We start from the raw sequence: 26,734 nt of genomic DNA on the forward strand, positions 1-26,734 counted from the left end.
TCCTTAATACTTCAATTGACGATAATAACGTCTGATTTCCATTGGATGGCGGTTAATTCTTTCGATGTGTACGTCAATCCGGTTGTTTACTGCATGGAGAATAAACGGCGAAAGTGCTCCTCGGAATTTTTCTGAGATCCCGGGTACGTCATAGTCTTTAGCATCAATAACGGTGTAATTCCCGCAAATTTGGGGAATGAAATTCACTACTCTTTCACTCAATGAGCGCTGGCTATCTTCTGTCACATAAATCGTAACCGGTGTGTCACGCTCCACAATTTCAAACATGCCATGGAAAAATTCATGCGCTTCAATTGATTTTGTCTTGAGCCAATGCTGTTCTTCCCAGTAACACATTGCGTAAGAATAAGTCGCGCCCCACTGGTTTCCTGCCCCAACAAAATAATGCATATCATCGTCATGGTGAGCTTCTGCGAAAGCTTGTCCAAATTCGTCAGCTGCTTTTTCCACTTCAACAATTCCCTTTGCAAAATGAACATCCATTTCTGCATAAAATTCTTCATAGTCTTCAAATTCGCCAGCAAGCTGCATCAAACGGTCTCCCACCATAAAGAACTTCAATTGTTCATTTAGCGGATAAGAAATCAAATGGTCTACCATACGAGCTAGTGCCGCTTCCTTTTCATCAATAAAGCCTAGTACTGTAGCACCAATTTCGTTGCATTTTTTAACAGCAGCCACAACCTCCTCAGTACTCCCAGTAACCGATGAAATAATCACAAACGTGTCTTTCGTAATTCGCTTATTCCCAGTTGTTAAAAACACAGCGGCATTTTCATAAAAAATTTCCATGCTTGTTTTTTCTTTCATATGCACAACAGCTTGCATCGCCGAAGCGTAAGTGCCCCCAATTCCAAGCCAGCATACATTTTGAAACCCACGTTCATAAATCGCATCCACAACTTCATTAATTTGTGGTCGAAGTTTCAGCGCACCTTCCATATTTTTTAATGTCGCTTGTTCGTCAAATTTCAACATCTGCATTCCTACTTTCTCTCTTAAATTTTTGAACCCGTTATACGGTCGAACTCTGGATAGGCGGAAATTTCCAAATTGATTCCTTTCCACTGTGAAACTTTATAAGATAGTAAATGCACTGGAATAGTAGTAAAAAGCGATGCAAGATACTCACTTGTTTGAACGCCGAGCATCAAATCCCGAGCTTGTCTTTCTTCCACTTTGTCTGCGTAAATCGTATATACCGTTTCCACATGTCCTGCCAAAAATTGTTTCAATTTTTCAGCACGCTCTTCGAGTTTCCCGTGAGGTTCGATAAAGAAAATGCGATCCGTTTTCGCTAAACCAATATAAGGACCGTGCATGTATTCTTCTAATTCTTTACCAAAAGCAGAAATCCGTACCGTTTCCGTGATCTTCGTCTCGCCTTCTCGCGCAACACCGTAAGTACTTCCATAACCAACAAAAATCATTCGATCAGCTGTTAAAAATTCTTCTTTTAATCCTTCAATCCACTGTTCCGCTTTTGCAATTACTTCTGGCAAGAAACGAGCGATTTTGCTCATCTCATCCAGTTCCTTTTCGTAGTCTTCCGTGTGCAGTCGTTTCATTTGACGCGAAAGCTCCAGCGCTAATAAATCCAAAATGAGAATCGTCGCACTATAACCAGCTGTGACATAAGGCATTTCTTCCACTCCCATACCCATCCCAATCACATGCTTCGCTTTTTTCGAAATCGGACTTTCAAGGTCACTCGTCAAAGTAAAAACTGTTCCGCCATGCTTTTCAATTTCTTCCACAATGTGAATCGTTGAGTAACTGTGACCGCCTTGCGAAATAGCCAGATATAGCGTCTTTTGATTCAAATGCATCATATAATTAGCTGCAAAAGAAGGCTCCTCAATATAAACAGGAATCTGCAATTTGCTTGCTATATAAGGTTGTGCTGCAAAAGCGGCATTTGAGCTCGAGCCAGTTGCAAAAATAACAATGGACTCGTAACTGGCTAATTCCGTAGCAGATAGCTGTGTTATTTCCTGCAAAATATCATTTCTATTTTGCAAAATGTTTTGATAAATAGTTTGTTCGAGATTGATATAATCTTCCATACTTTTCATCTTTTCACCCACCTATTTTAATAAACCTGTATAAGCACCTAAGATACCAATTGCCGCAATCATCAATAAAATCCAATGGGCTTTTAACCCTTTTTTATCTAGCCAGAAGATAAAGAGCGTAAATAACAGCGGTAAAATGCCTGGAACAATGCCATCAAAAATACTTTGAATGCTTACGGCATCTTTTCCTGTTCCAAACTTAAGCGGCATTTCAAGCGTTACCATCGTAGCAACCATCGCTCCAACTACGCTTAGCCCAAGTACAGACGCCCCGTAAGAAAGCTTTGCCATCAGCCCAGTTTTTTGTACTTTCTCGATAAAGCCAGCGCCGATGTTGTATCCGATAAATAACCCATAGTAACGTGTAGCAATCGCTGGAATGTTAAAAATAAGCAAGAATAAAATTGGACCTAGAATATTTCCTTGTAAAGCAAGCGAAGTGCCAATCCCAGTTGCAATAACTCGAAGTGTGCCCCAGAAAAACGAATCTCCTAACCCGCTAAGTGGACCCATTAGTGCCACTTTAATATTATTAATGGAATCCGTTTCAAACTCAGGATCTTTTGCTGACTCTTCTTCCATGGCTACAGAAATCCCAAGTGGAAATGTGGAAAGCCAAGGTGTCACGTTGTAGAACTCTAAATGTCGTTTATAAGAAGCGATTCGCTTTTCTTTATTGCCTTCAAAAATTTTATCAAGCGCGGGAAGCATGGCGAACGAGTAACCTAAGTTCGATTGTCGCTCATAGTTCCAAGCCCACTCCATCGTAAAAGAGCGCCAAAAAACTTTCATTAAATCTTTTTTGGTGAGTGTTTTAGAACTCTTCATCTTCATAGTCGATTCCTCCCTCTTTAGCAAGTTTTAAATCTGAATCTTTCGAATTTTGATTCGTTTGTTTGTCATCCTTAAATGCTGCATAGCCAGTTAAAATAAGTGCAAGACAAGCCCCAAAAATAGCAACTCCTGTAACCGGAACTTTTAAATAAACAGCAAGTGCGAATCCAAATGCGAAAAATACGGCATTCTTTTTGTTGATCATCAGTTTAAGTAGCAAAGCAAAACCATAAGCCGGAAGAAGGCCTGTCGCGATCCCAAGTCCATCAATCACAAATTGCGGGATTACATCCAAAATGGTTTTAATGACAGAGTTCCCTGCGATAAATGAAAAGGCTACGATCAAACCAATAGGTAGGTTAATGGAGAAAAATCCACCCCAAAGCTGCATTCGGTCAATTCCTTTTGAATTCCCCTCCTCTGCGTAACGATCTGCTTTATGAACGAAGTAAGGTAAGACAAAAATAAAGCAAAGGTTTTTAAGGATGAGAACAAGTGATGCAATCGGAATTCCAAGTGCTAATGCAACGGCGGTTCCTTTACCTGCTGCAATGGCAAAAGCTGTTCCAAGAACGCTTCCGGAAATAATTTCTGGCGGGATAGATGCTCCGATAGAAAACGCTCCAACAAAAGCAAGTTCAAGGGTTGCCCCCATGATAATCCCCGTTGTAACATCTCCCATGATGATTCCTGTAATGGTACACGTCACGAGTGGACGTGACAGCATTGAGGAACCAAATAGATATTCCGCATTAGCAAGCATTGCTGTAAGCCCTAATAGAATAGCTATAATGATATTGTTTTCCATGAACTTTGTTTCCTCCCTCTTTTATGCTTCAAATGAAATCTTTTTTTTCATTTGGAACTTGTTGAATAAATACATCTATCTGTTTCTGCTTTAATTCCATTAACTTCGCTACTTCTTCGGATGTTAAGTTCACTGCCTTCGAAAAATTCTTCGTTCCTTCGCGCTGTTTTGTTCCACCTAAATTGAGCAGCGAAATTTGTCCGTTAACGCCTTCAATCAATTTGTAAGCGTCATCAACAGATTCCACAACAATAAGCATCTTATATTTATCGGTCACACCAGAATTGATTGCTTCGATACTGTCTGCAATGCTTTTCATCACTAGTTTAGCGTCATCTGGTTTTGCAAGTCGGATGGCAGATTTACGGAAATCATCCCCAGCCACACTGTCATTAGCAACTAAAATGGTATTTACATCCAGAGCACCGAACCAAGACACGGCTACTTGTCCGTGAAGTAAGCGGTGATCTACTCGCAAGAATTCAATCATTTTTCTTCCTCCTCTAAAACGATTAGTTAAAGTCAATCATATATTCAGTTAACATCGCATTTTCATAGCGATAGCCTACTGCTACTAGGGAATTTGTGTCGTCGTAATAAACTGTACTCAATTTGACGACGGGTGTATCTTCATCAATTTGCAGGTATTTCATTTGTTCTTGAGTACTTTTAACAAGTTGAAGTTCCTGTTCAAGCGCAAATAGTGCCTGCCTGCCAGAATTTACTAACTCCAAAATACTTACAATTTGTAAATCCTTGACTCTTAAATCAGGATAAAGACTAAGCGGCAAAAGCAAAATCTCCATCTGATGTGCATCCTTATTTTTTTGAAGCAGACGAATAAAATAAAGCAATTCATTTTCTTTGATTCCGAACTTTTGTGCATAAAATTTTCCCGCTTTACGCATATAAAAGTCTTTAATTTCTCGAACTGCTGACTCAGCAGAACCGCTTTTCATCACACCTGTCATTTCCAAGATATTTTGCGTTGTTAGCTTTGGTTCCACGTACAAGCCAACGCCGTTTTTACGAATCACAAGCTTTTCTGCTACTAAGAGGTCAACCGCTCGGCGAATCGTTGTCCGACTACTTGAAAAAAGCGATTGTAATTCTTTTTCGCTCGGCATGAGCATTCCTGGCTTATATTCTTCCCGTTCAATTTTCTCTTTCAATTCGTCTGCAATTTTTTTCAAATAAAGGTTTTTTTCTCGCTCATTGTTCTTCCTCATCTTCCAAATAATCAAATATGTTTGTCGCGTTGATTTTATAAGTGACTTGATTTCCAATTAAATATTGTTTGCTGTACTCGACAGGCTCATCGTTTTGGTCGAACGCCTTACTGGTGACTTCAAATAGAGGTGTATTAAGCGGCACTTCCAGTAATTCTGCTTGATCTTGATCTGCACGAATGAAACGAATTTCCTCGCGACCATACGTAGGTGTTACCCCAAACTGCTCTTTTAAAGCACTGTATAGCGACCTGTTTTCAAAGTTCAACACTTCAATTCCAGAAAATTGTTCGGCATTCAGATATGAAATTTCATACATAAACGGTTGACCATCAATGAATCTTTTTCTTTTAAGCTCAAAAAGTTTTTGTTTTGCCGATAACCTTAAAAATAAATTTATTTCTTTTTGTCCAGCTATTAGCCCGCTACCAAGAACTCGGATCGACTGCTGCTGATTTTTATTGTTTAGCTGCTCGCTCATCGAATTCATAGCTAACAAATTAATAGTTTGCTTCTCATTAATTTCCATGCCTTCACGGTTATTTTTCTTGATAGCGCCTTCTTTTTCAAGCACATCAAGTGACCGCCTTAGCGAGGTTCGGCTTATCCCAAGTTCAATCCCAAGTGTTCGTTCAGACGGAAGTTCTTTTATGCCAACCGCTGTTTTTTCTTGGATAATGGCTCGAAGTTGCTCTTCTCCAAGGACTGATGGTGATAAATCTTTGTACTCCATACGCAAAGCACCCTTTTCTGGTATCTTTTACTAAATAACCCATACTTCTCGATCCCTATAACTCCTTGAAATCTGTTTAATCATTTTTAAAAAGATACAGGTTTATCGTTTTTTAATACCAATGTTATTGTAAACGGTTTCAGTTAAATAGTCAATACCTTTTCTAAAATTAATCTATAACCTTTAAAGTGGTCCACATTCAAAAAAGCCAGCCAAACTTGCTTGGCTAGCTTTTTTGAATCCTTAATTTTTTTGTATTTCACTAGTATTTTGCCGAGTGAAAATGGGAATAGCTAGTGAGATCAGTAAAACTCCCATAATTGCTGGTGCTGTGTGACCGAATAGCACGTAGATTTGCCCGCCAATTACTGGTCCAATGATTCTTGCAAGAGATTGTACTGATTGACTACTTCCCTGGATGCGCCCTTGCTCACTTGATGAGACAGACTTCGATAAGATCCCATTAAAAGCGGGACCAAATAGTGAATCTCCAAAGCCAAAGACAAACATTCCTACAACAAACAATGGGGCAAATTGGAAGATCGCAGAACTTGCAATAAAAGCATATCCTAGCACGTCCAAGATTAAACCGAACTTGGCAATCTCTGTGTCACTAAATTTCTTCAACAACTTAGGCATAACTAGTCCCTGAGCAACAATATCTTGAATCCCCATAATCGAAAAGGTAAGACCAATTAACACCGGTTGCCACTGGAAAGTATCTTTCGTAAATTGAGAAAAAATAGCTTGAAGTGAACCGTTGGGGATCCAAATCAAGAGCCCTGCAATAAATAAGCGCGCGAGTTGCTTCATAGAAAAAAGATGAACAAGTTGCGTAAAGGGGTTCAGTTGACTCCGCTTGATTCTCTTTAATCGCTTTTCTTGAGCAAGGCTCTCCGGAATGTATAAGATTCCGAAAACAAAATTTAAAAAAAGTAACAATCGCCCCAAAAAAACATGGGCGCCGCATAGCCAAAATGAGTCAATAAGCCGCCTATTGCTGGACCAATCGCTACACCAGTGCCAAATAAGGCACTGACCCAGCCAAAATATTTAGTCCGTTCTGAAGCGGGGGTAATATCCACAAAATAAGCAAACAGTGTACTAATGCTTCCCCCTGTAATCCCCTCAAGAATTCTTCCCAGAAACAGCACCCAAAGAGCGCCGCCAATTCCAAAAATTAAGTAGCCCACTGCCGATCCTAAAAGACAAACGAGTAAAACAGGTCGTCTTCCTAGCCGATCACTTAAAGCTCCAAGGCTTGGAGAAGCTAAAAACACACAAACTGCGTAAACAGAAGTTAGGGTCGTGACGATAAATGCTTGGTTTGCAGGTGTTGTCACATAAGGAGCAACGAGAAAAGGAATAACTGGTGTGATAATACTTAAACCTAACCCGCACAGAAAAATAGAGATCAGCCAAAAACAAGTGCCTTTTTTTCTGGAACGGGAGGTTGGTTTCTTTCAATTTGTAACAATATAATTTCTCCTTTTTTGTTTCTTTGTCAACAAAAATCATAACTCTGTTTTGTGTCCGTGTCAACAAAAAAATAAAAAATAAAAAAAAACAGCACTTAATTGCCGTCTTCTTTTACTCGTTTTTTGATTTCGTTTTCTGTTTATTCATTTCTTTATCTAAATGTTGATTATAGCGATCAACAAACTTTAACATGCCCTTTAATTCTTGCCTTGTAATACTATCGAATACAGGCTTATCCCGTTCTTGAAATTCCTGATGAAGCCTAGTATGAATTTGATCCACTTCACGACCTTTTTCTGTCAAACGAAAATAAATTTCCTTTTTATTTTCCGGCTTTTGATAACTTTCAATTACTCCTTTTTCCGTCAATTTTTTGGTCATTTTGCTCATCGCACTTCTCGTCATGTAAAAGGCTTCAGCAAGTTTAGTGACATTCGCTTCATTATTTTTACCGATAAATTCTAAGCAATGTACTTCCGCAGGTTTATAGCCACTGAGGCTGTTCTCCATTTTGCTTTTATTGAGCCAAACTAGCTTATTATACACATCTCGGAATCCAGCTAAAAGACGTTCTTCGTGATTCATGAAGTTTCCTCCTCTCAAATCCATATTCTTATTATAATAGAATTTTGTTTCCCATTCAACAAAACCAAAAAAAGAGGGGAATGCCCCCCTCTTTCCACTAATCTCGAAAAGAATTAGTCTGATCGATATAAATCATTTCTTTCAGTAGATCTTTATAGTAGCCTGATTCGAAATGAGAAAATGAATGGCCAAAAGGATAATAAAAATCACCGATATAACCTTTGTTCGAAAAATCAATAACACGAACATTCGGAGCGACAGATAAGAAATAGTTATTTAGTCTATCCCAAAGAAGCTGTGCCTTTTCAATAGCCATTTTGTTTTTATAAGCGATTACTTTTTGATTTTCATCATAATATTTATAAGTAAAGCCGCCTTTATTTAAAATAACACGTTCCTCGGGAATAATCTTTAGTAGCTTTGCCAAAAATTCATCAGCATGTTTCTTCCAAACCTGATAAAAAGCCTCATCATCAGTATGGTCAAGGATTTCTTGACAAGGAATCACGTCAAATAGCGGTGAACCTTCTAAAATATAACTACCGGTTATCGCCGATTTTTCATCAAGCCAAATAATTGGTCGAATCGCATCTGGATATAAATCAATTAGAAAATAATCAGGCTGTGCCTCATGAAGTCGTTCAAAGAAATCCTTTCGGAAATCATCTTTCACATTTTCAAGTTCTGTTTTCGTAAATGTATCCGCATATTGATCAAATGGAATTCCCTCTGAATAAGCCGGCGTCGTTGCACTAATGAGTGAAGTGTGCGTTTGTGTAAATTGAATATTAAAAAACGACTTATAATCTGGATTAAAATATGGCGAAGTATTAAAAGCGTTTCGGCTAAAGCAAGTCCCCATTACAACAAGATTCTTAGGTTCTTGCTTAATAATCGGAGCTGCGACGAAACGAATGGTTAAATCTCCCATCCCGTTTTTCATCAAACGTGCACGATACTTTCCTTCGTTCACAAAATCAAACTTCGGTTCAAATTCAATCTCATCTGAAACAAAAATAGGCAGATCAATACCTTCACTTGTACGTATAAAGCCATCCCATTTTTCATCTGGCTGATAAGTCTGAAGCGGGTAGAGCGTTTTTTTTAGAAAGTTTGACCTGAAAAGATCGAAGTTTTTTCGTAATGGGCTGAACAGTTTCTTCAAGGTACTCAAACGTTGAAAATTTAGAATCACGCCGCTTTAACACAAACTCAATCGGCGAAATATTTCCCGAAACTTCAAAACCAAAAGAAAAAACACCTAGTCGTTCTTTAAAAGTTACTAATCTGACCAGTTTATGAAGTTCTTTCCGGTAATAAAAAGATAAACGCTTCGAACCTGTCACATAAGACTCTAATGAAGACCTAAAAGGCTCTTCTAGCAAGAATTTGTGAGGAATATCTTCAGCCACGCCAGAATGTGTTTCAATATGTGCAAGTTTTGAACCTGTCCACTTTGATCGCAACTCAATAAACGTATCAATATTGTTCGTCTCATCAATCAAAAATTCTTCAGAAAAAGAGTCTACTGGAAGAGCAACTTGGATTTTCCCATTTGCAACCTTTCCAATCGGAAACGACTCACGCTGCTCAAAAAAGTTATAAATCTCAGGTCTTGAACGTCTCTTCAACCAGAAGACAGCATCTAGACCTTCCACTGAATACTCAGATGTCACGCGAACATCAAGCTGTAGTTTTTTAGTATCAAAAGAAAATCGTTGCAAAATCGCTTGGAAGGGTTTCGGACGACTGACAAAAGTTAATAAATCTTCAGCAAATTGAAAAGTAAAACTGTGTAACGAATCGTCCACAGAAATTGTTTCAAATGAAAGAGGTTGAGCTACCTTCAACAAAATATCTTTATTTTTACTTCTGCAAAGAAAACGCCATTCTGTTTCCCGATCAGTCAACGAATGTTGAAGAACCAGTTCAAGTGGTAAATGAATTTCATAGCCATCTTTTACTTTTTGAAATTCAAGCTCAAACTTTCTTGCAGGTCGAAGAAACTCTCTCCGTTCCTTATAAAAGATTAGAATAGAATCTAAAGCGATTTTCTTCGAAATAAGAATTCGCCATCCTCTTTTCACTTCATCTAAAGAGATTTTTTGCGCTACAATCATGCTATTCTGTCCTCCATCTATTTTAATACTTTAAGATTAATTGTAGCATTATTGTTTCGTTTTTTAATAATACTTTGCAATTTCAAAAGAGCAAGTAGCTTTAAAAAAAAGCTACTTGCTCTTTTTCACACATCATATTCCAATTCTTTTTCCGCTTGTCCGATAAAATCAAACGGCGTTTGGACAGCTTCTCGATCAACCACTTTTATCCCTATTCGGAGCTCTGAACAACTTCAACCTCCCTGCCACTTCTCTTCAATGAACTTTCAAGCAAGTGAAATAAATTTTCTAGCATCGTAAATTTCTGTCCGCCAAGCTTATCCGGTAAAACCACGAGCGTACTACAGAACTTCCTATCTTCAATAAATGGATATGGATAGTTGCTAAATAGCAAATCTTCTATAGCAACAAAGCCAAAAGTTTTACAACGATTTTCAGTCAATAGTTTGATCAATTTGACTGCGAATTTCTCGTGCTATGCATTCAATCGTATAAAGTGCAGGAAGCTGAGAAGTAATATTTGCCTCTTGATACATTTCTTTGTTGATATAGTAGGCAATATTCGCATCGGAAAGTCTCGCGATGCTTGATTTTGAACTATTCGTAATGGAAATGACTTGGCACTTTTGAGTTTTGAGTTCATGGATATAGCGGATAATATCTTCATTTTCACCATCCACAGATAGCGCAACTAAGCAAATTTTATCCGAAAGCTTATCCGAAAGATGATAAAATGGATGGTTCAGTGGGTCTTCGATATGGAGAGCCAAAGTGAACAAGGATGAAAAATATAGTGCTCCATATTCTGCAATGACGCCTGATGAGCCAATTCCTACAAACAAAACGAGCTCCGATTGACGCAAAATCGAAACAGCATCCTGAAGTTGTTCTTGAAACTCTTCTCCTGCTGTTCGTTTTAAAAAGTCAATATAGGTCGTTTCGTCTGACATATCAATCGCAATCCGTCGCCGCTTTTCTGCATAAAGCTTCAGTTTCACGCGAAATTCAGAAAAGCCACTACATTTAAATTTACGACAAAAACGCAAAATGGTCGTAGTGCTTACATGTGTCTCATCTGCTAAATCACGAATTCGCATATAAACTACCTTTTGAAGGTTAGCGGTGATAAAATTATAAATTTCTAGTTCGGTATCATTTAATTCTACGGATTGTTCTAAAAATAACAAAGTCATCCCTCCACTCGTTCATTCTATCATGTAACACCTCGTTACTCAAATGTAACAAATTCCAACTTGAAAAATAGCTACCTAAAGTCCTGAATCGACTAGCTTTTCCAAGCAATTCTTTCTATACTGAATTTGTAAAGAACAGCTGTTACGAAAATAGAAAGCGCAATCATTGGATTGTGTTTTGAATACTGGAGGTAAAAATAATGAAAAAAGATGGTATCAAAATCGCAACGATTGGTGGCGGATCGAGTTACACACCAGAATTGATTGAAGGTTTTATTAAACGCCAAAATGAACTGCCTGTTCGTGAACTTTGGCTTGTAGATGTGGAAGCTGGGAAAGAAAAACTTGAAATTGTGGGGAATTTAGCCAAACGAATGGTCAAAAAAGCTGGCGTAAAGATGGAAATTCACTTGACGCTTGACCGTGAAGAGGCGCTAAAAGATGCAGATTTTGTCACAACACAGCTTCGGGTCGGTCTTCTTGATGCTCGTGTTAAAGACGAACGGATCCCAAATTCTCACGGAGTTGTGGGGCAAGAAACGAATGGTCCCGGCGGTATGTTTAAAGGACTTCGGACGATTCCAGTTATCCTTGATATTTGCCGCGATATGGAACGGCTTTGTCCGGATGCTTGGTTAATCAATTTTGCAAATCCAGCAGGAATGGTGACAGAAGCCGTACTTCGCTACAGCAATCAGAAAAAAGTTGTGGGACTTTGCAATGGTCCAATTGGGATTGAACGCAATATCGCAGAAACGCTCGACGTAGATCCTTCTGAGATCTATGTAGAATTTGTTGGCTTAAATCACATGGTTTTCGCCAAAACGGTTTATTATCAAGGGAAAGATGTCACACGTGATGTGGTTTACAAAATGACGGAAGGCGATTCAGGCTCGACGCTTAAAAATATTAATGCAACTGGTTGGGATAAAACCTTCTTACGCACGCTTAACATGATTCCGATTGATTACTTGCGCTATTACTGGCAAACAAAGCAACAACTTGAAGATCAAGCAAAAGCTTATGCCGAACACGGAACACGTGCAGAAGTTGTGAAAAACGTGGAAGCGGAACTATTTGAACTTTATAAAGAAGAAGAACTGGCTGAAAAGCCCAAACAACTTGAGCAACGCGGTGGGGCTTACTACAGCGAAGCGGCTTGCAACTTGATTAATTCAATTTATAATGACAAGCGTGATATTCAAATTGTCAATACACGTAATAATGGAGCGATTCTTGATATTGATCCGGATTCTGCAATCGAAACCAATTGTGTGATTACTCGTCAAGGGCCAATTCCACTTGCAAGTGGGCATCTTCCTATTGCAATTAATGGGATTGTTCAAGAGATTAAGACGTTTGAACGTCTTACAGCGGAAGCTGCAGTAACTGGGGATTATGACAAGGCGCTGCTTGCGATGACGATTAATCCACTTACACCAAGCGACGCAGAAGCCCGTATTTTGCTTGATGAGTTGCTCGAAGCGCACAAGGATTACCTTCCGAACTTCTTCAAGGAAGATTAGGAGTCAGAAGTTCAACTAAAAACCAGCTAGGCGCATGTGCCTAGCTGGTTTTTCTTCTAGCGTGCAATCAGTGTATCTACACCCGAATGCGCTAAAATATAGGTAGAAATGCTGCCGAGTACGATTTTCTCCACTTTGTTTAGTCCAGTAGCTCCCGCGACAATTAAATCTGCGTGAAATTCTTCTGGAATGTCTTTTGCTAGTATGGTTTTTGGATTTCCGCTTTCTACATAAGTGACAATTTCTTTGATGTCAGCGGCTTCCGCGCGATCCCGGTAACCTGCAACACGTGCCCTCGCTTTTTCTTTCGCACGCTCTTCGAGTGATCCATCATAAGAAATATTTGGCGAAAAAGAACGTAAATCAACAACACTTGCAATTCCGAGTGCCGCTCCGTACTTTCCAGCTAGTTCAAGCGCCTTTTTGAATGCTCTATCTGCCTGATCTGAACCGTCTACGGCGACTAAAATTCGTTGATAATTTTCCATTATCCCTACCTCCTCCATTTGAGTTCCTTAATTCCCTTTACCCAGAAATTGTCTTTTCTACCCTTTTTTAAGGAAAAAATAAATTTCTTTTTTCGAGAAAATAAGGATATGCTATACTAAACGTATCGAATAAAAAGGGGCTAAAAAATGAATAATGAAAAGCAACTCAATCAACAAATCGCCATGTTTTATTTTGCTTACAAAAGTTTTTCGGATTCTCTTGATGCAATCACTTCATTCCACAGCCTTTCGCATCTACAACACCGGATTCTTTTTTTCGCAGAACAAATTCCTGGAATGACAACGAGTGAGCTGATAAAGATTCTAGAAATTAGCAAGCAAGCACTTGCGAAGCCACTTCGCGAGCTTAAAGAAAAGGGACTGATTTATGTGGCCATAAGTGAAGAGGATCAGCGAAAGCGAGCACTTTTCCTTACTTCAACTGGCATTCATCTGATGCGTGATTTAAATCGTCAACAGCAAAAGCAGTTTTCTGAAGCTTATAAACGGGCGGGCGATCCAACTGGAGCTGCTTTTGCCGCTGTTCTGAAAGAATTTGCTAAAGATCGCCCAGGTATGTCTTTTATTGATCAATTTTAGGAGGTTTTTTGATGGAAAAATTACTTTTTATCCAAACAGGATTTGGTGTTGATGTTCATGGTCAGAATGTAACAAAAGCTGCTAAACGTGCTGTAGAGAATGCTATCTACCATAACTCAATGCCCGGAATTGAAGATTTGCTACCTAATCAAGATTTAAACAATATGAAAGTTCGTATCAAGCTTGCTGTCCCTACTGATAAAGACGCACTTGACAAAGAGGCGGTCAAAGAATTAATTCCTTACGGCACGGTTGAAGTTGAAGTAATGGATGGTGGCATGATCACAACAAGCGGCATTTTCCTTGCTGAAAAGGATGACAAAAACGAAATGATGTATATCGTTAATGCTTCTGTTGAAACTGGCTATTAAACAAAAATAAACCGAGAAGCTAAGAGCTTCTCGGTTTATTTTTGCGCTTTTTCAAGTGCAAGTAATGCCGTTTTCATGTCTAGTCCGCCTGCATAACCTGTGAGTGAACCATCTTTTCCAATCACTCGGTGGCAAGGGATCACAATCCAAATGGGATTGGCGCCAATAGCCCTTCCAACAGCACGGACTGCTGCTTTCCTCCCAATTTTTTCAGCAATTTCGCCATATGTTGTTGTATGCCCATATGGAATTTGTTGTAAAGCTTGATAAACACTTTTGGAAAACGGTGTGGCTTCCAAATCGAGCGGGAAATCAAATGTTTGACGCTTTCCTTGATAGTAATCAAGCAGCTGTTGCTTTTCCAATGCAAGCCTTGCTTCGTCATATTGCAAATCTTCTTTTGGTAAATGTCTTTTTTTCCAGCTTTTTAATTGGTCAAGACTATTTCCAATATAACAAACACCTGTCTTTGTTTTCGCAAGGACAAGCCCTTGTTCCTGCATGGTACCATAAAACATTGTCTCACCTGCTTTATTTGTAGAAATAACTCCTTAAAAAGTGATAGACTCCATCACGGTCATTGGATTTTGTTACAGCATCCGCACGCTTTTTCACAAAATCATCCGCGTTTTTCATCGCCACGCCGACACCTGCTTCCTGAAGCATACCAAGGTCATTTTCGCCGTCTCCAAAAGCAATCACATTTTCCGGTTTCACATTAAGTTCTTCAGCAAGTTTACGAATAGCCAAACGCTTGTCGTGTCCTTCTGGAAGAAGCTCAATATTGTTCGCATGCGAAGACAAGCAAGTGACCCCGTTTACCTTTTCGAGACGCTCGCGTACTGCTCCAATTCGTTTAGGACCATCTTCTTCAATAACGATGCCATTAACGATTTCTGGAATAACCTGCAAAAAATCCGTTTCTCGCTCAACAAGCTCATAGCTCGGAGCAGCAACCCGCGCGGCAGCGTCACTCGTTTTCCGCAATTTTTTTCGCTCCTTAGTAGAATAAACCACATTTTCTGAGAAAAAGGAGACGAGCATATCCTCACTTTGACAGACTCGGTAAATCTCAAGTAGCACTGCTGGCTTAATTTGCGCTTTATAAAGCACCTTCCCACTTCCTGATATTGCAATAGAACCGTTCGAAGCAATGACGCCTGCTTCTTTATGAACAGATTCCGCAAAAAAAACGCGCCATCGTAAAAAGGCGACCTGTAGCCACAGTAAAATAATGTCCATCCGCTATTAAATCCTGTAAAATCTGCCGGTTCCTCTGCGAGATCATTTGGTCGCTTGAAAGAAGCGTCCCATCTAAATCCGAACAAATCAAATGTTTTTCCACGTTTTCTCCCTCTTTGTTCCCGAAATTCTCTTCTCTTTTATTGTAACGGGAAACGTAGAGTTTGTATATGGATTTTATGCGTTTTACTGTAAGAGAAGCGAGTAGTCAATGATTTGATTCGCTGTTTCATCAATACACCGGTAATGTAAATAGAGTTCCAGTTTTTCGGTTACTGATTGATAAAAGCTAGGTAAAATCGGAATTGCCATTTCGTATTGGCCATCTTGACCAGGATTCAAATGGATCTGAGTTCCCCATTTCACCGTGTGGTCATCTTTTTTTAAGGGTTCATAAGAAATCGGAATACTCGTTGCAAATGCTTGATTCGCCAAGTAAAATTCATCCAATTTCACCTCTAGTTTTTTATCAGAATAATTGGTTATACTAAGCTTGAACTTTTGATAAGTTAGCTCTTCTTTCCTGAAGGTGTCCGTTTGATTTGCTTTGATAATCAATCCATTTTTTGTTCGGATGGGCTCATTTTTTGCAAGTTTTATAGTTTGAAAATGAACAGATTGAGCAAAAGAGTGAAGCTTGTAGAAACGAAAACTAGCAAGACCTGCAAGGACTAAAATGAATAAGCTAAGCCAAATATACCTTTTTTTTCACGCTTCAAACTCCTCTTCTGAATAAATTTTACCTGATTCAAAGAAAAATAGCTTTGTGCAAACTTCTTGCAAAAATTTTTTCATTATGGCTTGTAAGCAGTACACATTTACGAGCATTCTTCCACTCGGAAATTAATTCAGAAAGTAGCTTTATTCCTTTTTTATCGAGTGCATTAGTTGGTTCATCTAAAATAATAAGTGAAGGATTTTCCATGAAAGCTTGGGCAATCCCTAATCGCTGTTTCATGCCAAGTGAATAATCTTTTACTTTCATTTTACTATTCGGCTCTAATTCGACTCGCTCCATTGCTGAAATAATTTCTTTTTCTCCAATTTTATTTTGAACAGATGCAAGCAATCTCAAATTTTCTTTTCCCGTATAGTATTTAACAAATCCAGGATATTCAATGATAAATCCAGTATCTCGCGGAAATTCAATTTCTTGATATAATTTTTGCCCATCTATTTCAATACTTCCAGTATCTGGCTTTAAAAATCCTAGTATCATTTTAAACAAGACCGTTTTTCCTGATCCATTTGCACCTTGGAATCCATAGACTCCCCCACTTTCCATTTCGCAGGAAAAGTCGGAAATAATTGTTCTTTTTTTTAGCTGTTTACTAATTGACTTAATCGAAAGTGTTCTCTTCATTCAAACAACCTCACTCTAAAATAGGATTTTTTTAGCCATATAACTAAGAGATATATAAGAATGGTCCAAATGGCTAGATAAATTGTATCTGTCGTTTCCCAAGTACGATCCATTCTTGCTTCCATGGTGTAATTGACAAGGGAAAAATAAGAAGGTTGGAAAACTGAAAAAAAGTAAATAGCGATGATGCAGCTAAAGACATAGGTGCTGGATAGAAAAAATAACAAGCAAAAGGCTAAAAGAGACACTAAAAAATTAGTGATTAAGTTAAATAATACATGTATGACTATTTCTTTAGAAAAGGAAAAAGTAACCACGCATAATGCCAAATGATAAAACAGAATCAAGCCAAAAAAAACTGATAAAATTCGCATAAAAAAGGAGCCTTGTAGTTTTCACACGTCCTAATAAATAGCGATCTATGGAATGAATGGTCTCTGCAAATAAGTCTAAAAAAAAGAAAATAGGGAACCCATTCGAAGAGTAACCACACAAAAGGGATTTCAAAAACAGAAAGGTCTGTTTCTATATGGATTCCTTTAAAAATCTCGCTATAGCTTTTAAAGAAAAGAGCGGCGATTAGAACAGGAAGTACAAATCCCAGAAAGTGCCTTCTATTTAGCTGAGAGAAGTTACGTTTTATAAGCTTTATGAACATTACCGCTCCCCTTTCCTTGAAAAGAGTTTTGTAAATTTGATGGATTCACTATAGCAGATAATGAGTAGCACCAACACACCCCAAATTAATCCTAGATTAGGCCAAGAATAAATCTCCATTAAATTAGGTCTTTCATCAAAGTACCACTTATCTGCAAAAAACGAGGTTCCATTAAACCTATTTATCCAAAAATCTTCAAAAAACAAATAGCCAAACAAAACGAAAAAGGAGATAAGCGAATGATGAAATAGTCGTGTCAAAAACTCAAAGCAAATTAATAGGAAAAAAAGTAAAAAAAGAAAGTATTGATGACTAAGAAAAGTAGATTGATACTCACTTCTTCATTTTCTAAAATAGCAGGAAGTGCAACGCAAAACTCTACAAAGCAACAGAAAAACGCAAATAAACCATTACGCATAATTTGTACTACAAGTAAAAAACGGTTTGTTCTAAATCTCGCAAGAAAAAATTCCGATGTGTTTCGGTGTAGAAAACCAAAACTCATATAAAGAAAGGGGAAATAAAAAAAAGACGAGATATCTTTTGCTGAAAAAAAAGTTCTAAACCTCTATCTTCTGGCTTCTCGCACAGTAAAAAAGTATTGCTTAAAGAAAGAAAAAGTAAGAAACAAGCAATAAAGAGCCCTCTCTTTTTCTCAAGCGCGAAAGAAGTAAGCAGCACTGTTTTTAATTTATCCATCGCTAAGGATCTTCTTTCTATAAAGGAAATAAAAAATAGCTATAAGTAAAAATGGCACAAAAAAAACCAATAAGGAAGAAGGCCTACTTGCTGAAATCGACATGTTCAAAAATTGAGCTGGGGTCCATGCTACTGAAAGATCCAAAATTGCAGACAAAAAGCCCACCATTGTTTGTATTAAAAAGGGAAGTAGTAAACAAATAAAGCGACTCGATATATAAACGGAAAATAATGCGGCAAGTGTTGCAAATAAGCTAGCATATAAACTGACTAAAAAAAATATTAGCACAGGTTGCTAAAAATGGATGATAATAGAAAAGTGAAGGAAACATAAATGTATAAATTCCACGTCCAGCATTATCTAATGCAAGATAATCATGAAACTTGAAATCTGGCCAAATGAGGAAGAGGCTTAAAAAATCCATCATTAAAATCACGAAAGACATGAAAAAAACCGATCAATAAAGAAGCACGAAAAAAATAAAAAGAGCATAGCCTTGATTTGAAAGCTTATATCTTGAAAAATAATGGAATCCGGATTTTCGGTAGTCAAAATAAACAGAAACTGTTGGAATAGCTACCAAAATGGGGAGTAAAATGTAAAGAAACGTTCCATAGCCATCGCCATTTTCGTTTCCAATCCACATCGTATAAGGACTTAAATAAAAATCAAAGGAACGGATATTAAACGTCGCATGTAAAGCCGTCTCCAAATTATGAAGAACATTTAAAAATGGAAAAATGATCATCAAGATTATTGATAGATAAAAATAAGGATTTTTAATATAGGCAATAAAGTAGTTTTTCATGCTGTCCCACCTTTTGGATTATTCCTAATCGACCATCTAGATTTTGCATCTAGATGGTCATCTTTATGTACTTAAATATCAGGTTGCCATGAGCCAGATGCTGTAGATCTGCTTCTATCCCAAAACCAGGTGCGAAGCTTAAACTGAATATCTACCGAACAACCATAACCATAATTTTCAACAGCATAGTTAGGAAGTGTTTGCCCACCGATCCTTTGCTTTTTGTCGTATCCAGCATTGACTCCTTGCCTATTTGCCCGGGGCCACATATAAATATCACCTTTAGATTTTAAAGAACTCGTGTAAATTCCATATGATGATTTCGAATATTTTCTTGTCTTTGGTGTGAAATCATATGGACTACTATGATAAAAGACATTTTTGAAACCAACCTTATAGGCTTCTGTATTCATCCCTCCGATTGACAGCAGTACTACTAACAGACTCATAATAACTAGTAATTTTTTCACAATTTATGCACCTTCTTGTTGTTTATTGAGATTTTTTTCTCATGCGCAAAGTATAGCATGAAAAGCGAAGTGAAAAATTGACAATATTGACAATTTCCCCTTACAAAATTGTCACATATAAAAAACCGAGCTTGATCTTAGCTCGTTTTTTTTTCATCTATTACTCCTCTTCCTTTTTCTTGCGTGATTTTCTGCCTAATAAATACACGCCAATCAGAAGAAGAAGGACAAGAATCACGCCGCCAATCACATACCACATTGTGTAGTCGCGTTCCAGTTCGACTGCCTTGTCGTTCCACTTGGCTGCTTCCTCTCGTTTGATTTCAAAGTTCTTTGTAAATGTCCATTTTTTCCCGCTCCCCCATGCCGTTAGATGAAGCGTATATTTCCCAGGTTTAAACGCCTGATTGTTCCAGTTCACTCCATAATCAAAGTTGGAATTGGGCGCAAGCCGCATGTTTTCCTTCTTTTCTCGGAATAAAACCTGTTCTTTTCCGCGTTTTGTCACCTTCGCATCCACTTTAAAATCTTGGATAATCATCGGTATCCTTTCCTTTTCCCCAAAATCTCACCTCGCTTCACTGTGGGATCATGCTTACAAATTGATGTTGATTGCAGAAAATCATTCTTGTTAATAAGTAAGCTCCTATAATTTATCATATGAAGTTTCACTAAAATAGAAGTGGCGAATACGCTTTACCCAAAAAATCGGACTAAATTATGTCAAAAAGTTCACAGAAATAGTTCTTGACAAAAAAGAACATCCTCGTTTCGAGAATGTTCTTTTAATCATATACACCCTATTTCCTGTACCCTGAAGCTGTTTCGGATAGAACCTGGCTTAATGTTTCAATGTTTTCTCTTCCTTTTGTTTGTAACCATTCGCGCGTTTTAGCTTCCCCATCTTGAATGAAAATAGCAACTGCATCTTTCCATGTTGCCCGCCCACAAAGAACACCGTTAAAATGGGACCCAGCTTGTTTAGCAAATCGAAGTGTTTCTTGAAATATTTCTGCACTAACTCCAGCACTTAAAAAGATAAATGGATGTGTAGAAATTTCACTTTGAAGTTTAAAATAATGAGCCGCTTCTTCTTTTGTATAAACTGCTTCTGAACCGAATCCTTCCACATATTTCATATTAACAGGCACTTCTACTTTTAGTACATCTGCCCTGTAACGTGGTTTGGAGAACTCACGCATCATTTCAATTACCTTTCGTGGTTTTAATTTGGCGAATTCCTTTTCATCACTTACTTTTGCGTCATAAGATAACAGTTCTAAATAGAAAGGAATTTCTTCTGCCTCACATTCGGAACCGATGCGTTCGACAAAAGCATGTTTTTGTTCGTTAATATCTTCTGCTTCGTCTACATCATAATAAAGAAGAAATTTTACAGCGTCGGCGCCCAGTTCTTTAACTCGTTTGGCAGACCAGTTTGACAATAAATCAGGAAGCCTCCCTGGCACGCTTGCGTCATAGCCCGTCTTTTCATAAGCAATTAAAAGTCCAGCTGAATCCGCACGCTTTTCTGCTGCTGGAAGCCCATATTCTGGGTCAAGCAAAATGGAAGAGGCGTAAGGGGTTAATTCTTCCGAGACAAGCTGTTTAAATTGGCGGATATTTTCATCCGTCCCTTTTTCCCCCCATCATTCTTTTAAGCGCTCCACGCTGATCAATCGCAAGCGCACTAATAATATGGTTTTTATTGGCTAATTTCGTCATTGCTTCTTGTTTAGTCATGATTTTCCACCTTTTCTTTAAATAATTGTTCGATTTCATTTTTTGTTTTTGCTTGCATTAATTCGTTAATAAATGACTCATGAACGAGCAGTTTGGAAATCTCAGAAAGGATAGCTAGATGTCCATGAGCTCCACCTTTTGGAATAAGCATGGCTAACACAAGCCTTGTTTCAGAATCATCGAGTGAATTCCATTCCACACCATCTGCTAGTTTCATAATAATAAGTGCCGGTTTAGCAATTTCTGCAAGTTCCGTATGTGGAATGGCTATCCCATGTTCCATCCCCGTCGTGCTTTCTTTTTCGCGTGCTTCAAAGCCAGAGACGACTGCTTTTTTATTCGTCGCAAGTCCACTACGAACAGCAATATCTGCTAACTGTTCAAAGCACTCCTCTTGCGAGCTCACTTGTACATCTGTGAAAATAAGATCGTTTCGAATCACATCTGAAAGTGAAACAGGTTCCGCCTTTTCAGTGACAACCGTTTGTGGACTGACCTGTTTTTTTCGTTCTTGTTTTTGAGCACTACGATTCTGATTCCAAGCCATCAGTGCCCCAGCAACAATAGAACCTAGTAAAATGGCAAATATCCAAAGAAGTGGATGAGTCACAATCGGTAGTACGATAAAACCTCCATGCGGTGCTGGTACTTGAACTTGGAATAAGTACGTTAAAATCGCAGCAATAGCAGATCCAATCATCAAAAACGGAATAACAACGAGCGGCTTTTTCGCTGCAAATGGAATCGCACCTTCTGTAATATGCGTCGAGCCAAGCAAGAAGTTTACATAGCCGGCACTTCTCTCATCTGCTGAGTAAGCTTTTCTTGCAAACAACACGGCAAATCCTGTCGCGAGTGGAGGCGCGATACATGCTGCGGATACTCCTGCCATGAAAAAGTAATTCCCTTGGGCAAGAAGGGCTGTCCCAGTAACGTAAGCCGCTTTATTAACAGGGCCACCCATATCGAATGCACACATGGCACCAACAATGAGGCCCAGTAAAATTGGATTGGAATCTTGGAAGCCAGCCAGAAAGTCCATCATCCCTTTATTAATGGTTTCCATCGGTGTTGAAAGTAGCCACATTGAAAGACCTGCGATGAAAATCCCAAGAACTGGGAAAAGGAAAATAGATTTAAGACCATCCAGTTGCTTAGGCAATCCTTTTAAGAGATGGGAAAGTCCAAGCATGACGTAACCTGCTAGGAAACCGCCGACGATACCTCCTAAGAAACCGGTTCCATTTGTGAAAGCGATCATCCCGGTAATAAATCCAATAATAAGTCCTGGTCGTTTGGCGATAGCTTCTGCGATATAAGCCGACAGAATGGGAACCATTAAGTTCATTGCGATGCCACCAATGGATTTTAGATAGAATGCAAATTCGTTATATTCGGCGCTTTTTGGATCGGCAGAATTGATGCCAAACATGAAACTGATGGCTACCATGACACCACCTGCAACAACAACGGGTAGCATATGGGAAACCCCATTCATTAAGTAAACATAAATTTGATGCCAGAAAGAGGGTTTTTCTTCGGCCGACTGGTTCGCTGAGCTTATAGAGGCTCCGCCCGCTGCATGATAAACAGGAATTGTATCGGATAGTGCTTTTTGGATGAGTTCAGGGGCTTCTTTGATGCCGCGTCCAACGGAAACATCAATTACTTTCTTGCCGGAAAAACGTTCTTTACGAACATCTTTATCCGCTGCGATAATGACGGCATCAGCGGCATCAATCTCAGCTTGTGTTAATTCATTTTGGATACCTTCTTGGCCGTGTGTCTCTACTTTGATGGTAATGCCTCGATCTGCTGCAGCTTTTTCAAGGGCTTCTTGTGCCATGAAAGTATGAGCAATACCTGTTGGACAACCAGTCGCTGCAATAATTTGATAGGTTTTCATTTTTAATACTCCCTTCTTAACGAAATAACTTCAATTTGGTCAAGTAGTGCGTCAAGGTCTGTGAGATCGCCAAGTCCCGCTGTGAAAGCCGTCGCTGATCCAGCTGCTACGGCATATTTCAGTGCTTCTTGTAAAGAGGCTTGTTGTAGTCTTTTCCCGACAAACGCTGCAAGTAACGTATCGCCTGCGCAAGCTGTGTTGACGACTTTTCCTTTTGGTGCATTAGCAAAATAACTTTCGTGTTCATTTAAGAAAAGTGCGCCCTGTGCCCCGATTGAGACGAGCACGCCTTCAGCTCCTTTTTTCAAGAGCGTTTTGGCAGCCGTTTCAATTTCGCTTATTTCCGTAAGTTTTTCTACACCGACAAACGCTGCAAGTTCCTCTTCATTTGGCTTAATCAAATAAGGTTTATCGGATAAACATTCGACAAGAACCTCAGAACTAATGTCAAAAATTACACGGAATTCGTTTTTCTTTGCCCGCTTTGAAATTTCTACGAAAATTTGGTCATCCACACCTTGTGGTAAACTGCCGCATACGAATAAAATATCGTCTTTTTCCAATCGATCCATTTGTTTGAGTAGTTCAGTTTGGTATTTTTTAGCAATTTCAGGACCTTGATTCACGGCTTTATATTCGAGCTTCCCCGCACGGATAAAAGTATTAATCCGCGTAATCCCTGGTACATGAACAAAATCTGTTTGAATTCCTTTTTTCGTCAGTTCTTGTTCGATAAAGTCCCCGGTAAAGCCTGCCAAAAAGCCAAGTGCTACAGAATCAATCCCCATTTGCTTTAAAATAAAAGAAATATTAATGGCTTTTCCATTCGCCTGGTAATCTTCAAAAATACTTCGATTGACAATGAATGGTTCAAAATTTTTAAACTCGGTGAATAAATCAATTGCCGGATTCATCGTGCAGGTGTAAATCATGTTTTCACCTCTTCCTTAACTTATGTTTTTGCTATATGATAAGTATGACGCATTTTTCTTTGTAAATGTTTTCAGAAAGCGTCAAACGGCTTGTAAAAATTTACGAATGGATGTGAAAAGCTTGGAAAGTTCTTTTTTTTTATGCGGAAAAAGCAGCATTACCATCAGCTAAGTGAAGCCGAACGTTTTCTCATTGATTATCTTGAACGTCATCTAAGTGAAATCCCTGAAAAATCAATTGTCGCTTTAAGTGAAGAAGCGAGTGTATCTACGGCAACGATCACGCGTACGATGCAAAAAATTGGCTATACAGGATTTACTGCGTTTAAGATTCACATAAAAGATGAAATCTCCGATCCGGATTTCGATGTCATTGAAAAAGTGGATAACGAAATCAAAAAAGCGATCTTAAAAAACGAGCAAGAAGTAACGAATACCATTCATCAACTTGATAGCGGCACGATCGAAGATGCCATTCAAAAAATTCATTTTGCCAGACGAATCGTCATTTTCGCACGTGGCTTCTCAGAACTGATCGCCCAAGAAATGATGGTCAAACTTCAACTTCTTGGTAAATATGCTGAAATGCACAACGACCCGAATATTATCCCAACTATCAGCAAGCGCTATACCTCAAAAGACGTTGTCATTTTCATTTCGCTAAGCGGAGAAACGGCAGAACTTGTAGATGCTGCCCGAGTTTGTCGCGACAAAAATGTAGGCATGATCAGTTTTACCGCGAGTCGTTCAAGTTCACTTGCTCGCCTCACAGAAATTGATTTCGTTTGTCATAAATCGGCTGTATCATACTTTCCAGATTACGAAGTACGTTCAAGACTACCTATCCAAGTCATGGCGCGAATCGTGCTTGATGCCTATGCAATTCGTTTTTTTGAATCCTAATAGGGGTAAAGAAGCAATAACAGGGAATGAACTCTTTTTAAAAAGAGAACGCTCCTTTGTTTTTGCTTCTTTTTTTTGTTTCCTCATAAAAAGGAAATCTTTGACGTTAATATTCAAAGTGTTACACTGGGAATTTGGAAACTACAGCAAGTGAAATCGCATTCATCTTGTCATTTTTCAAATAAGGAGGAATAAATATGTATACAATTGGAGACTATTTACTTGATCGACTGAGTGAGATCGGAATCACAGAGATTTTCGGGGTCCCAGGTGATTATAATTTACAATTCCTTGATAAAATCATGGCAAATAAAAATTTAAACTGGGTTGGAAATGCGAATGAATAAAATGCCGCCTATATGGCAGATGGTTATGCACGCACGCGAAAAGCTGCGGCTCTTGTGACAACATTTGGAGTTGGAGAACTGAGTGCTATGAATGGTATTGCTGGAAATTTTGCAGAAAATGTTCCCGTTGTTGAAATTGTGGGGTCTCCGCAATCAGCCGTTCAAGATGCGCGAAAACTCGTTCATCATACTTTAGGCGACGGAGAATTCTCGCACTTTGAAAAAATGCATCATTCTTTGACCGCGGCGACGGCTCACTTAACCAAAGAAAACGCGTGCGCAGAGATTGATCGCGTACTAAACACATTGCTAGAAACGAGAAAGCCGGTTTACCTTAACTTGCCAATTGATGTTGCGGAAAGCCCCACCTCAAAACCAAGCAGGAAATTATCTGGTTCGAAGGAATTAACGAGCGAAGATCAAAATTTGCTTCAAGAAATTGAAAGTGCATTTTCGAAAGCAAAACACCCTGTCATAATGACAGGACACGAACTTGCAAGTTTTGGCCTTGAAAAATCTATGCAGAGGTTTATTGAAAAGACAAAACTTCCTGTTACAACACTTAGTTTTGGTAAAGGCGTGATAGATGAAACAACGGAGTCTTTTATCGGAACATATAGTGGATCGCTTTCAGAACCGAGCGTTCAAACTTTTGTGGACCAAGCTGATTTTCTACTGCTTTTAGGCGTTAAATTATCCGATTCTGCAACTGGAACATTCAGCCAAGGTTTTAGTGAAGAAAACGTGATTGCAGTCAATGTGGATGAAGTCAGTATTTACGGGAAAATAAGCCAAAATCATCATTTTGAACCGCTTATCAAGTCGCTTGAGACTCTAGAAGTCGCTCCTTATAGTGGCGATTATCCGGCAAAAAACGATGATTTAGCTTCATTCATTCTGTCAGCTGCTCCTTTGACGCAAAAGAGATACTGGCAAGCAATGGATGCTTTCTTTGAACCAGGCGATACGATTATTGCAGAACAAGGAACTTCTTTCTTTGGGATCGTCCCACTATTCCTTAAAACAAGGACTTCCTTTATTGGGCAACCTTTGTGGGGATCGATTGGCTTCACTTTCCCAGCTACACTCGGCAGTCAAATTGCCAATCCAGATAGTCGGCATATCTTAGCTATTGGTGATGGTTCTCTGCAACTAACGATTCAAGAACTAGGAGTCGCACTACGACAAAAACTAAAACCTATTATTTTTGTACTAAATAATGATGGCTATACAGTTGAACGCCAAATTCACGGTGCGGAGCAAGCTTATAATGATATTCCAATGTGGCGCTACGAACAGTTACCTAATACTTTTGGCGGGGACTCGGATGTGTTTAAAGCCTACAAAGTCCAAACTGAAAAGGAACTTGTTGTGGCTATGAAAGAAGCTCGTTTAGACCCAGACCGGTTGTACTGGATAGAAGTTGTGCTTACGAAAATGGATTCACCAGAATATCTGCAAAAACTAGCCGAACTTTTGACTAAGCAGAATTCTTAAGTTGAAAAAAGAGATTTACTGAATTAAATCAGTAAATCTCTTTTCACATATTTAAATTTTTTACGAATTTAATTTGCCTAAAATGAGAGAGGCCTCCGAATAA

24 protein-coding genes and 5 pseudogenes are annotated in these 26,734 nt (G+C 38.7%); 6 read left to right on the plus strand and 23 right to left on the minus strand.

The features are described from left to right. Nucleotides 1-3: 3 nt before the first annotated feature. The 12 genes and pseudogenes from MAQA_RS01775 to MAQA_RS01830 all read right to left on the minus strand — a co-directional run bounded on the left by MAQA_RS01775 (nucleotide 4) and on the right by MAQA_RS01830 (nucleotide 11,071). The gene (locus MAQA_RS01775; RefSeq protein WP_036071019.1) at nucleotides 4-999 is read right to left on the minus strand and encodes an SIS domain-containing protein; all 996 of its coding nucleotides are present in this window, start codon (nucleotides 997-999) and stop codon (nucleotides 4-6) included. Between the two features lie 20 nt (nucleotides 1,000-1,019). Beyond that, nucleotides 1,020-2,096, minus strand: coding sequence for an SIS domain-containing protein (locus MAQA_RS01780; RefSeq protein ID WP_036070699.1), 1,077 nt, complete (start codon nucleotides 2,094-2,096; stop codon nucleotides 1,020-1,022). 12 nt (nucleotides 2,097-2,108) lie between these two features. Then, nucleotides 2,109-2,930: a PTS system mannose/fructose/sorbose family transporter subunit IID gene (locus tag MAQA_RS01785; RefSeq protein WP_036070701.1), complete on the minus strand. Its 822-nt coding sequence runs from the start codon at nucleotides 2,928-2,930 to the stop codon at nucleotides 2,109-2,111. Beyond that, on the minus strand, nucleotides 2,911-3,738 hold the full coding sequence (locus MAQA_RS01790) for a PTS mannose/fructose/sorbose/N-acetylgalactosamine transporter subunit IIC (RefSeq protein ID WP_036070704.1): 828 nt from the start codon (nucleotides 3,736-3,738) through the stop codon (nucleotides 2,911-2,913). The genes MAQA_RS01785 and MAQA_RS01790 overlap by 20 nt, the downstream gene beginning before the upstream one ends. Nucleotides 3,739-3,759: 21 nt before the next feature. After that, a pseudogene (locus tag MAQA_RS01795) lies at nucleotides 3,760-4,228 on the minus strand (PTS sugar transporter subunit IIB). A 22-nt stretch (nucleotides 4,229-4,250) separates the two neighbouring features. Continuing rightward, nucleotides 4,251-4,944 (minus strand): annotated as a pseudogene (locus MAQA_RS01800) (GntR family transcriptional regulator); the annotation flags it as partial. A 6-nt stretch (nucleotides 4,945-4,950) separates the two neighbouring features. Further along, nucleotides 4,951-5,700: a GntR family transcriptional regulator gene (locus tag MAQA_RS01805; protein WP_036070708.1), complete on the minus strand. Its 750-nt coding sequence runs from the start codon at nucleotides 5,698-5,700 to the stop codon at nucleotides 4,951-4,953. A gap of 243 nt (nucleotides 5,701-5,943) precedes the next feature. Next, a pseudogene (locus tag MAQA_RS01810) lies at nucleotides 5,944-7,118 on the minus strand (MFS transporter). Between the two features lie 172 nt (nucleotides 7,119-7,290). Continuing rightward, nucleotides 7,291-7,764 carry a MarR family transcriptional regulator gene (locus MAQA_RS01815; protein WP_036070710.1) on the minus strand — a complete coding sequence of 158 codons (474 nt, stop codon included), beginning with the start codon at nucleotides 7,762-7,764 and terminating at the stop codon, nucleotides 7,291-7,293. Nucleotides 7,765-7,861: 97 nt separating this feature from the next. After that, entirely contained in the window at nucleotides 7,862-8,737 is an 876-nt protein-coding gene (locus MAQA_RS13425; RefSeq protein WP_149023273.1) for a DUF6270 domain-containing protein, read from the minus strand. A 91-nt stretch (nucleotides 8,738-8,828) separates the two neighbouring features. Further along, entirely contained in the window at nucleotides 8,829-9,884 is a 1,056-nt protein-coding gene (locus MAQA_RS13430; protein WP_052008401.1) for a hypothetical protein, read from the minus strand. Between the two features lie 434 nt (nucleotides 9,885-10,318). After that, a complete protein-coding gene (locus tag MAQA_RS01830) occupies nucleotides 10,319-11,071 on the minus strand; it encodes a MurR/RpiR family transcriptional regulator (protein WP_036070716.1) in 753 nt (250 codons plus the stop codon). 206 nt (nucleotides 11,072-11,277) lie between these two features. Between MAQA_RS01830 and MAQA_RS01835 the strand changes: the two genes are divergently transcribed. Beyond that, complete coding sequence (locus tag MAQA_RS01835) at nucleotides 11,278-12,603, plus strand: 6-phospho-beta-glucosidase (protein ID WP_036070719.1); 1,326 nt, start codon at nucleotides 11,278-11,280, stop codon at nucleotides 12,601-12,603. Nucleotides 12,604-12,659: 56 nt separating this feature from the next. Here the strand turns inward: MAQA_RS01835 and MAQA_RS01840 are convergent, their stop codons facing one another. Further along, the gene (locus MAQA_RS01840) at nucleotides 12,660-13,091 is read right to left on the minus strand and encodes a universal stress protein (protein WP_036070722.1); all 432 of its coding nucleotides are present in this window, start codon (nucleotides 13,089-13,091) and stop codon (nucleotides 12,660-12,662) included. A 147-nt stretch (nucleotides 13,092-13,238) separates the two neighbouring features. Here MAQA_RS01840 and MAQA_RS01845 point away from each other — a divergent pair, with 147 nt between their 5' ends. After that, entirely contained in the window at nucleotides 13,239-13,691 is a 453-nt protein-coding gene (locus MAQA_RS01845; RefSeq protein ID WP_036070725.1) for a MarR family winged helix-turn-helix transcriptional regulator, read from the plus strand. 11 nt (nucleotides 13,692-13,702) lie between these two features. Then, the gene (locus tag MAQA_RS01850; RefSeq protein ID WP_036070732.1) at nucleotides 13,703-14,062 is read left to right on the plus strand and encodes a Lin0512 family protein; all 360 of its coding nucleotides are present in this window, start codon (nucleotides 13,703-13,705) and stop codon (nucleotides 14,060-14,062) included. 35 nt (nucleotides 14,063-14,097) lie between these two features. On the opposite strand, the gene MAQA_RS01855 is transcribed toward MAQA_RS01850, so the two are convergent. From MAQA_RS01855 to pfkB, 10 genes and pseudogenes are all read right to left on the minus strand, one after another. Continuing rightward, the gene (locus tag MAQA_RS01855; RefSeq protein WP_036070734.1) at nucleotides 14,098-14,580 is read right to left on the minus strand and encodes a methylated-DNA--[protein]-cysteine S-methyltransferase; all 483 of its coding nucleotides are present in this window, start codon (nucleotides 14,578-14,580) and stop codon (nucleotides 14,098-14,100) included. 13 nt (nucleotides 14,581-14,593) lie between these two features. After that, nucleotides 14,594-15,304, minus strand: a complete 711-nt coding sequence (locus MAQA_RS01860) for an HAD-IIB family hydrolase (RefSeq protein WP_052008402.1) — start codon at nucleotides 15,302-15,304, stop codon at nucleotides 14,594-14,596. Between the two features lie 186 nt (nucleotides 15,305-15,490). Beyond that, nucleotides 15,491-15,739 (minus strand): hypothetical protein, encoded by a 249-nt coding sequence (locus MAQA_RS01865; protein WP_149023274.1) that lies wholly within the window; start codon nucleotides 15,737-15,739, stop codon nucleotides 15,491-15,493. Between the two features lie 313 nt (nucleotides 15,740-16,052). Next, on the minus strand, nucleotides 16,053-16,667 hold the full coding sequence (locus MAQA_RS01870; protein ID WP_338151602.1) for an ATP-binding cassette domain-containing protein: 615 nt from the start codon (nucleotides 16,665-16,667) through the stop codon (nucleotides 16,053-16,055). A 1,815-nt stretch (nucleotides 16,668-18,482) separates the two neighbouring features. Next, nucleotides 18,483-18,833 (minus strand): hypothetical protein, encoded by a 351-nt coding sequence (locus MAQA_RS01890; RefSeq protein WP_036070739.1) that lies wholly within the window; start codon nucleotides 18,831-18,833, stop codon nucleotides 18,483-18,485. 71 nt (nucleotides 18,834-18,904) lie between these two features. Continuing rightward, entirely contained in the window at nucleotides 18,905-19,303 is a 399-nt protein-coding gene (locus MAQA_RS01895; protein WP_036070740.1) for a hypothetical protein, read from the minus strand. Nucleotides 19,304-19,463: 160 nt separating this feature from the next. Continuing rightward, nucleotides 19,464-19,844, minus strand: a complete 381-nt coding sequence (locus MAQA_RS01900) for a DUF3324 domain-containing protein (RefSeq protein WP_052008403.1) — start codon at nucleotides 19,842-19,844, stop codon at nucleotides 19,464-19,466. 259 nt (nucleotides 19,845-20,103) lie between these two features. After that, a pseudogene (gene lacD / locus MAQA_RS01905) lies at nucleotides 20,104-21,046 on the minus strand (tagatose-bisphosphate aldolase). Next, nucleotides 21,039-22,952 carry a fructose-specific PTS transporter subunit EIIC gene (locus tag MAQA_RS01910; protein ID WP_036070741.1) on the minus strand — a complete coding sequence of 638 codons (1,914 nt, stop codon included), beginning with the start codon at nucleotides 22,950-22,952 and terminating at the stop codon, nucleotides 21,039-21,041. The pseudogene lacD and the gene MAQA_RS01910 overlap by 8 nt, the downstream one beginning before the upstream one ends. Nucleotides 22,953-22,954: 2 nt before the next feature. Further along, complete coding sequence (pfkB, locus tag MAQA_RS01915) at nucleotides 22,955-23,884, minus strand: 1-phosphofructokinase (protein ID WP_036070743.1); 930 nt, start codon at nucleotides 23,882-23,884, stop codon at nucleotides 22,955-22,957. A 141-nt stretch (nucleotides 23,885-24,025) separates the two neighbouring features. Here pfkB and MAQA_RS01920 point away from each other — a divergent pair, with 141 nt between their 5' ends. The 3 genes and pseudogenes from MAQA_RS01920 (at nucleotide 24,026) to MAQA_RS16330 (ending at nucleotide 26,631) form a co-directional block, all read left to right on the plus strand. Continuing rightward, on the plus strand, nucleotides 24,026-24,787 hold the full coding sequence (locus tag MAQA_RS01920; protein WP_036070745.1) for a MurR/RpiR family transcriptional regulator: 762 nt from the start codon (nucleotides 24,026-24,028) through the stop codon (nucleotides 24,785-24,787). 197 nt (nucleotides 24,788-24,984) lie between these two features. Further along, a pseudogene (locus MAQA_RS16325) lies at nucleotides 24,985-25,308 on the plus strand (thiamine pyrophosphate-binding protein); the annotation flags it as partial. 51 nt (nucleotides 25,309-25,359) lie between these two features. After that, on the plus strand, nucleotides 25,360-26,631 hold the full coding sequence (locus MAQA_RS16330) for an alpha-keto acid decarboxylase family protein (protein WP_338151604.1): 1,272 nt from the start codon (nucleotides 25,360-25,362) through the stop codon (nucleotides 26,629-26,631). The last annotated feature ends 103 nt before the right edge of the window (nucleotides 26,632-26,734 follow it).

Origin of the sequence: Listeria aquatica FSL S10-1188, assembly GCF_000525795.1 — a bacterium.
In the GTDB taxonomy this organism is placed as follows: Bacteria; Bacillota; Bacilli; order Lactobacillales; family Listeriaceae; genus Listeria; species Listeria aquatica.

Bases quoted from the DNA above. Each gene is read 5' to 3' on its own strand.
- MAQA_RS01920 (WP_036070745.1), top strand. From the start codon at position 24,026: ATGCGGAAAAAGCAGCATTACCATCAGCTAAGTGAAGCCGAACGTTTT.
- MAQA_RS13430 (WP_052008401.1), bottom strand. From the start codon at position 9,884: ATGATTGTAGCGCAAAAAATCTCTTTAGATGAAGTGAAAAGAGGATGG.
- MAQA_RS01775 (WP_036071019.1), bottom strand. From the start codon at position 999: ATGTTGAAATTTGACGAACAAGCGACATTAAAAAATATGGAAGGTGCG.
- MAQA_RS01850 (WP_036070732.1), top strand. From the start codon at position 13,703: ATGGAAAAATTACTTTTTATCCAAACAGGATTTGGTGTTGATGTTCAT.
- MAQA_RS01910 (WP_036070741.1), bottom strand. From the start codon at position 22,952: ATGAAAACCTATCAAATTATTGCAGCGACTGGTTGTCCAACAGGTATT.
- MAQA_RS01870 (WP_338151602.1), bottom strand. From the start codon at position 16,667: ATGAAGAGAACACTTTCGATTAAGTCAATTAGTAAACAGCTAAAAAAA.
- MAQA_RS01855 (WP_036070734.1), bottom strand. From the start codon at position 14,580: ATGTTTTATGGTACCATGCAGGAACAAGGGCTTGTCCTTGCGAAAACA.
- MAQA_RS01815 (WP_036070710.1), bottom strand. From the start codon at position 7,764: ATGAATCACGAAGAACGTCTTTTAGCTGGATTCCGAGATGTGTATAAT.
- MAQA_RS01845 (WP_036070725.1), top strand. From the start codon at position 13,239: ATGAATAATGAAAAGCAACTCAATCAACAAATCGCCATGTTTTATTTT.
- MAQA_RS01805 (WP_036070708.1), bottom strand. From the start codon at position 5,700: ATGGAGTACAAAGATTTATCACCATCAGTCCTTGGAGAAGAGCAACTT.
- MAQA_RS01780 (WP_036070699.1), bottom strand. From the start codon at position 2,096: ATGAAAAGTATGGAAGATTATATCAATCTCGAACAAACTATTTATCAA.
- pfkB (WP_036070743.1), bottom strand. From the start codon at position 23,884: ATGATTTACACCTGCACGATGAATCCGGCAATTGATTTATTCACCGAG.
- MAQA_RS01860 (WP_052008402.1), bottom strand. From the start codon at position 15,304: ATGGACATTATTTTACTGTGGCTACAGGTCGCCTTTTTACGATGGCGC.
- MAQA_RS01900 (WP_052008403.1), bottom strand. From the start codon at position 19,844: ATGATTATCCAAGATTTTAAAGTGGATGCGAAGGTGACAAAACGCGGA.
- MAQA_RS01840 (WP_036070722.1), bottom strand. From the start codon at position 13,091: ATGGAAAATTATCAACGAATTTTAGTCGCCGTAGACGGTTCAGATCAG.
- MAQA_RS01890 (WP_036070739.1), bottom strand. From the start codon at position 18,833: ATGAAAAACTACTTTATTGCCTATATTAAAAATCCTTATTTTTATCTA.
- MAQA_RS01790 (WP_036070704.1), bottom strand. From the start codon at position 3,738: ATGGAAAACAATATCATTATAGCTATTCTATTAGGGCTTACAGCAATG.
- MAQA_RS16330 (WP_338151604.1), top strand. From the start codon at position 25,360: ATGCATCATTCTTTGACCGCGGCGACGGCTCACTTAACCAAAGAAAAC.
- MAQA_RS01835 (WP_036070719.1), top strand. From the start codon at position 11,278: ATGAAAAAAGATGGTATCAAAATCGCAACGATTGGTGGCGGATCGAGT.
- MAQA_RS01785 (WP_036070701.1), bottom strand. From the start codon at position 2,930: ATGAAGATGAAGAGTTCTAAAACACTCACCAAAAAAGATTTAATGAAA.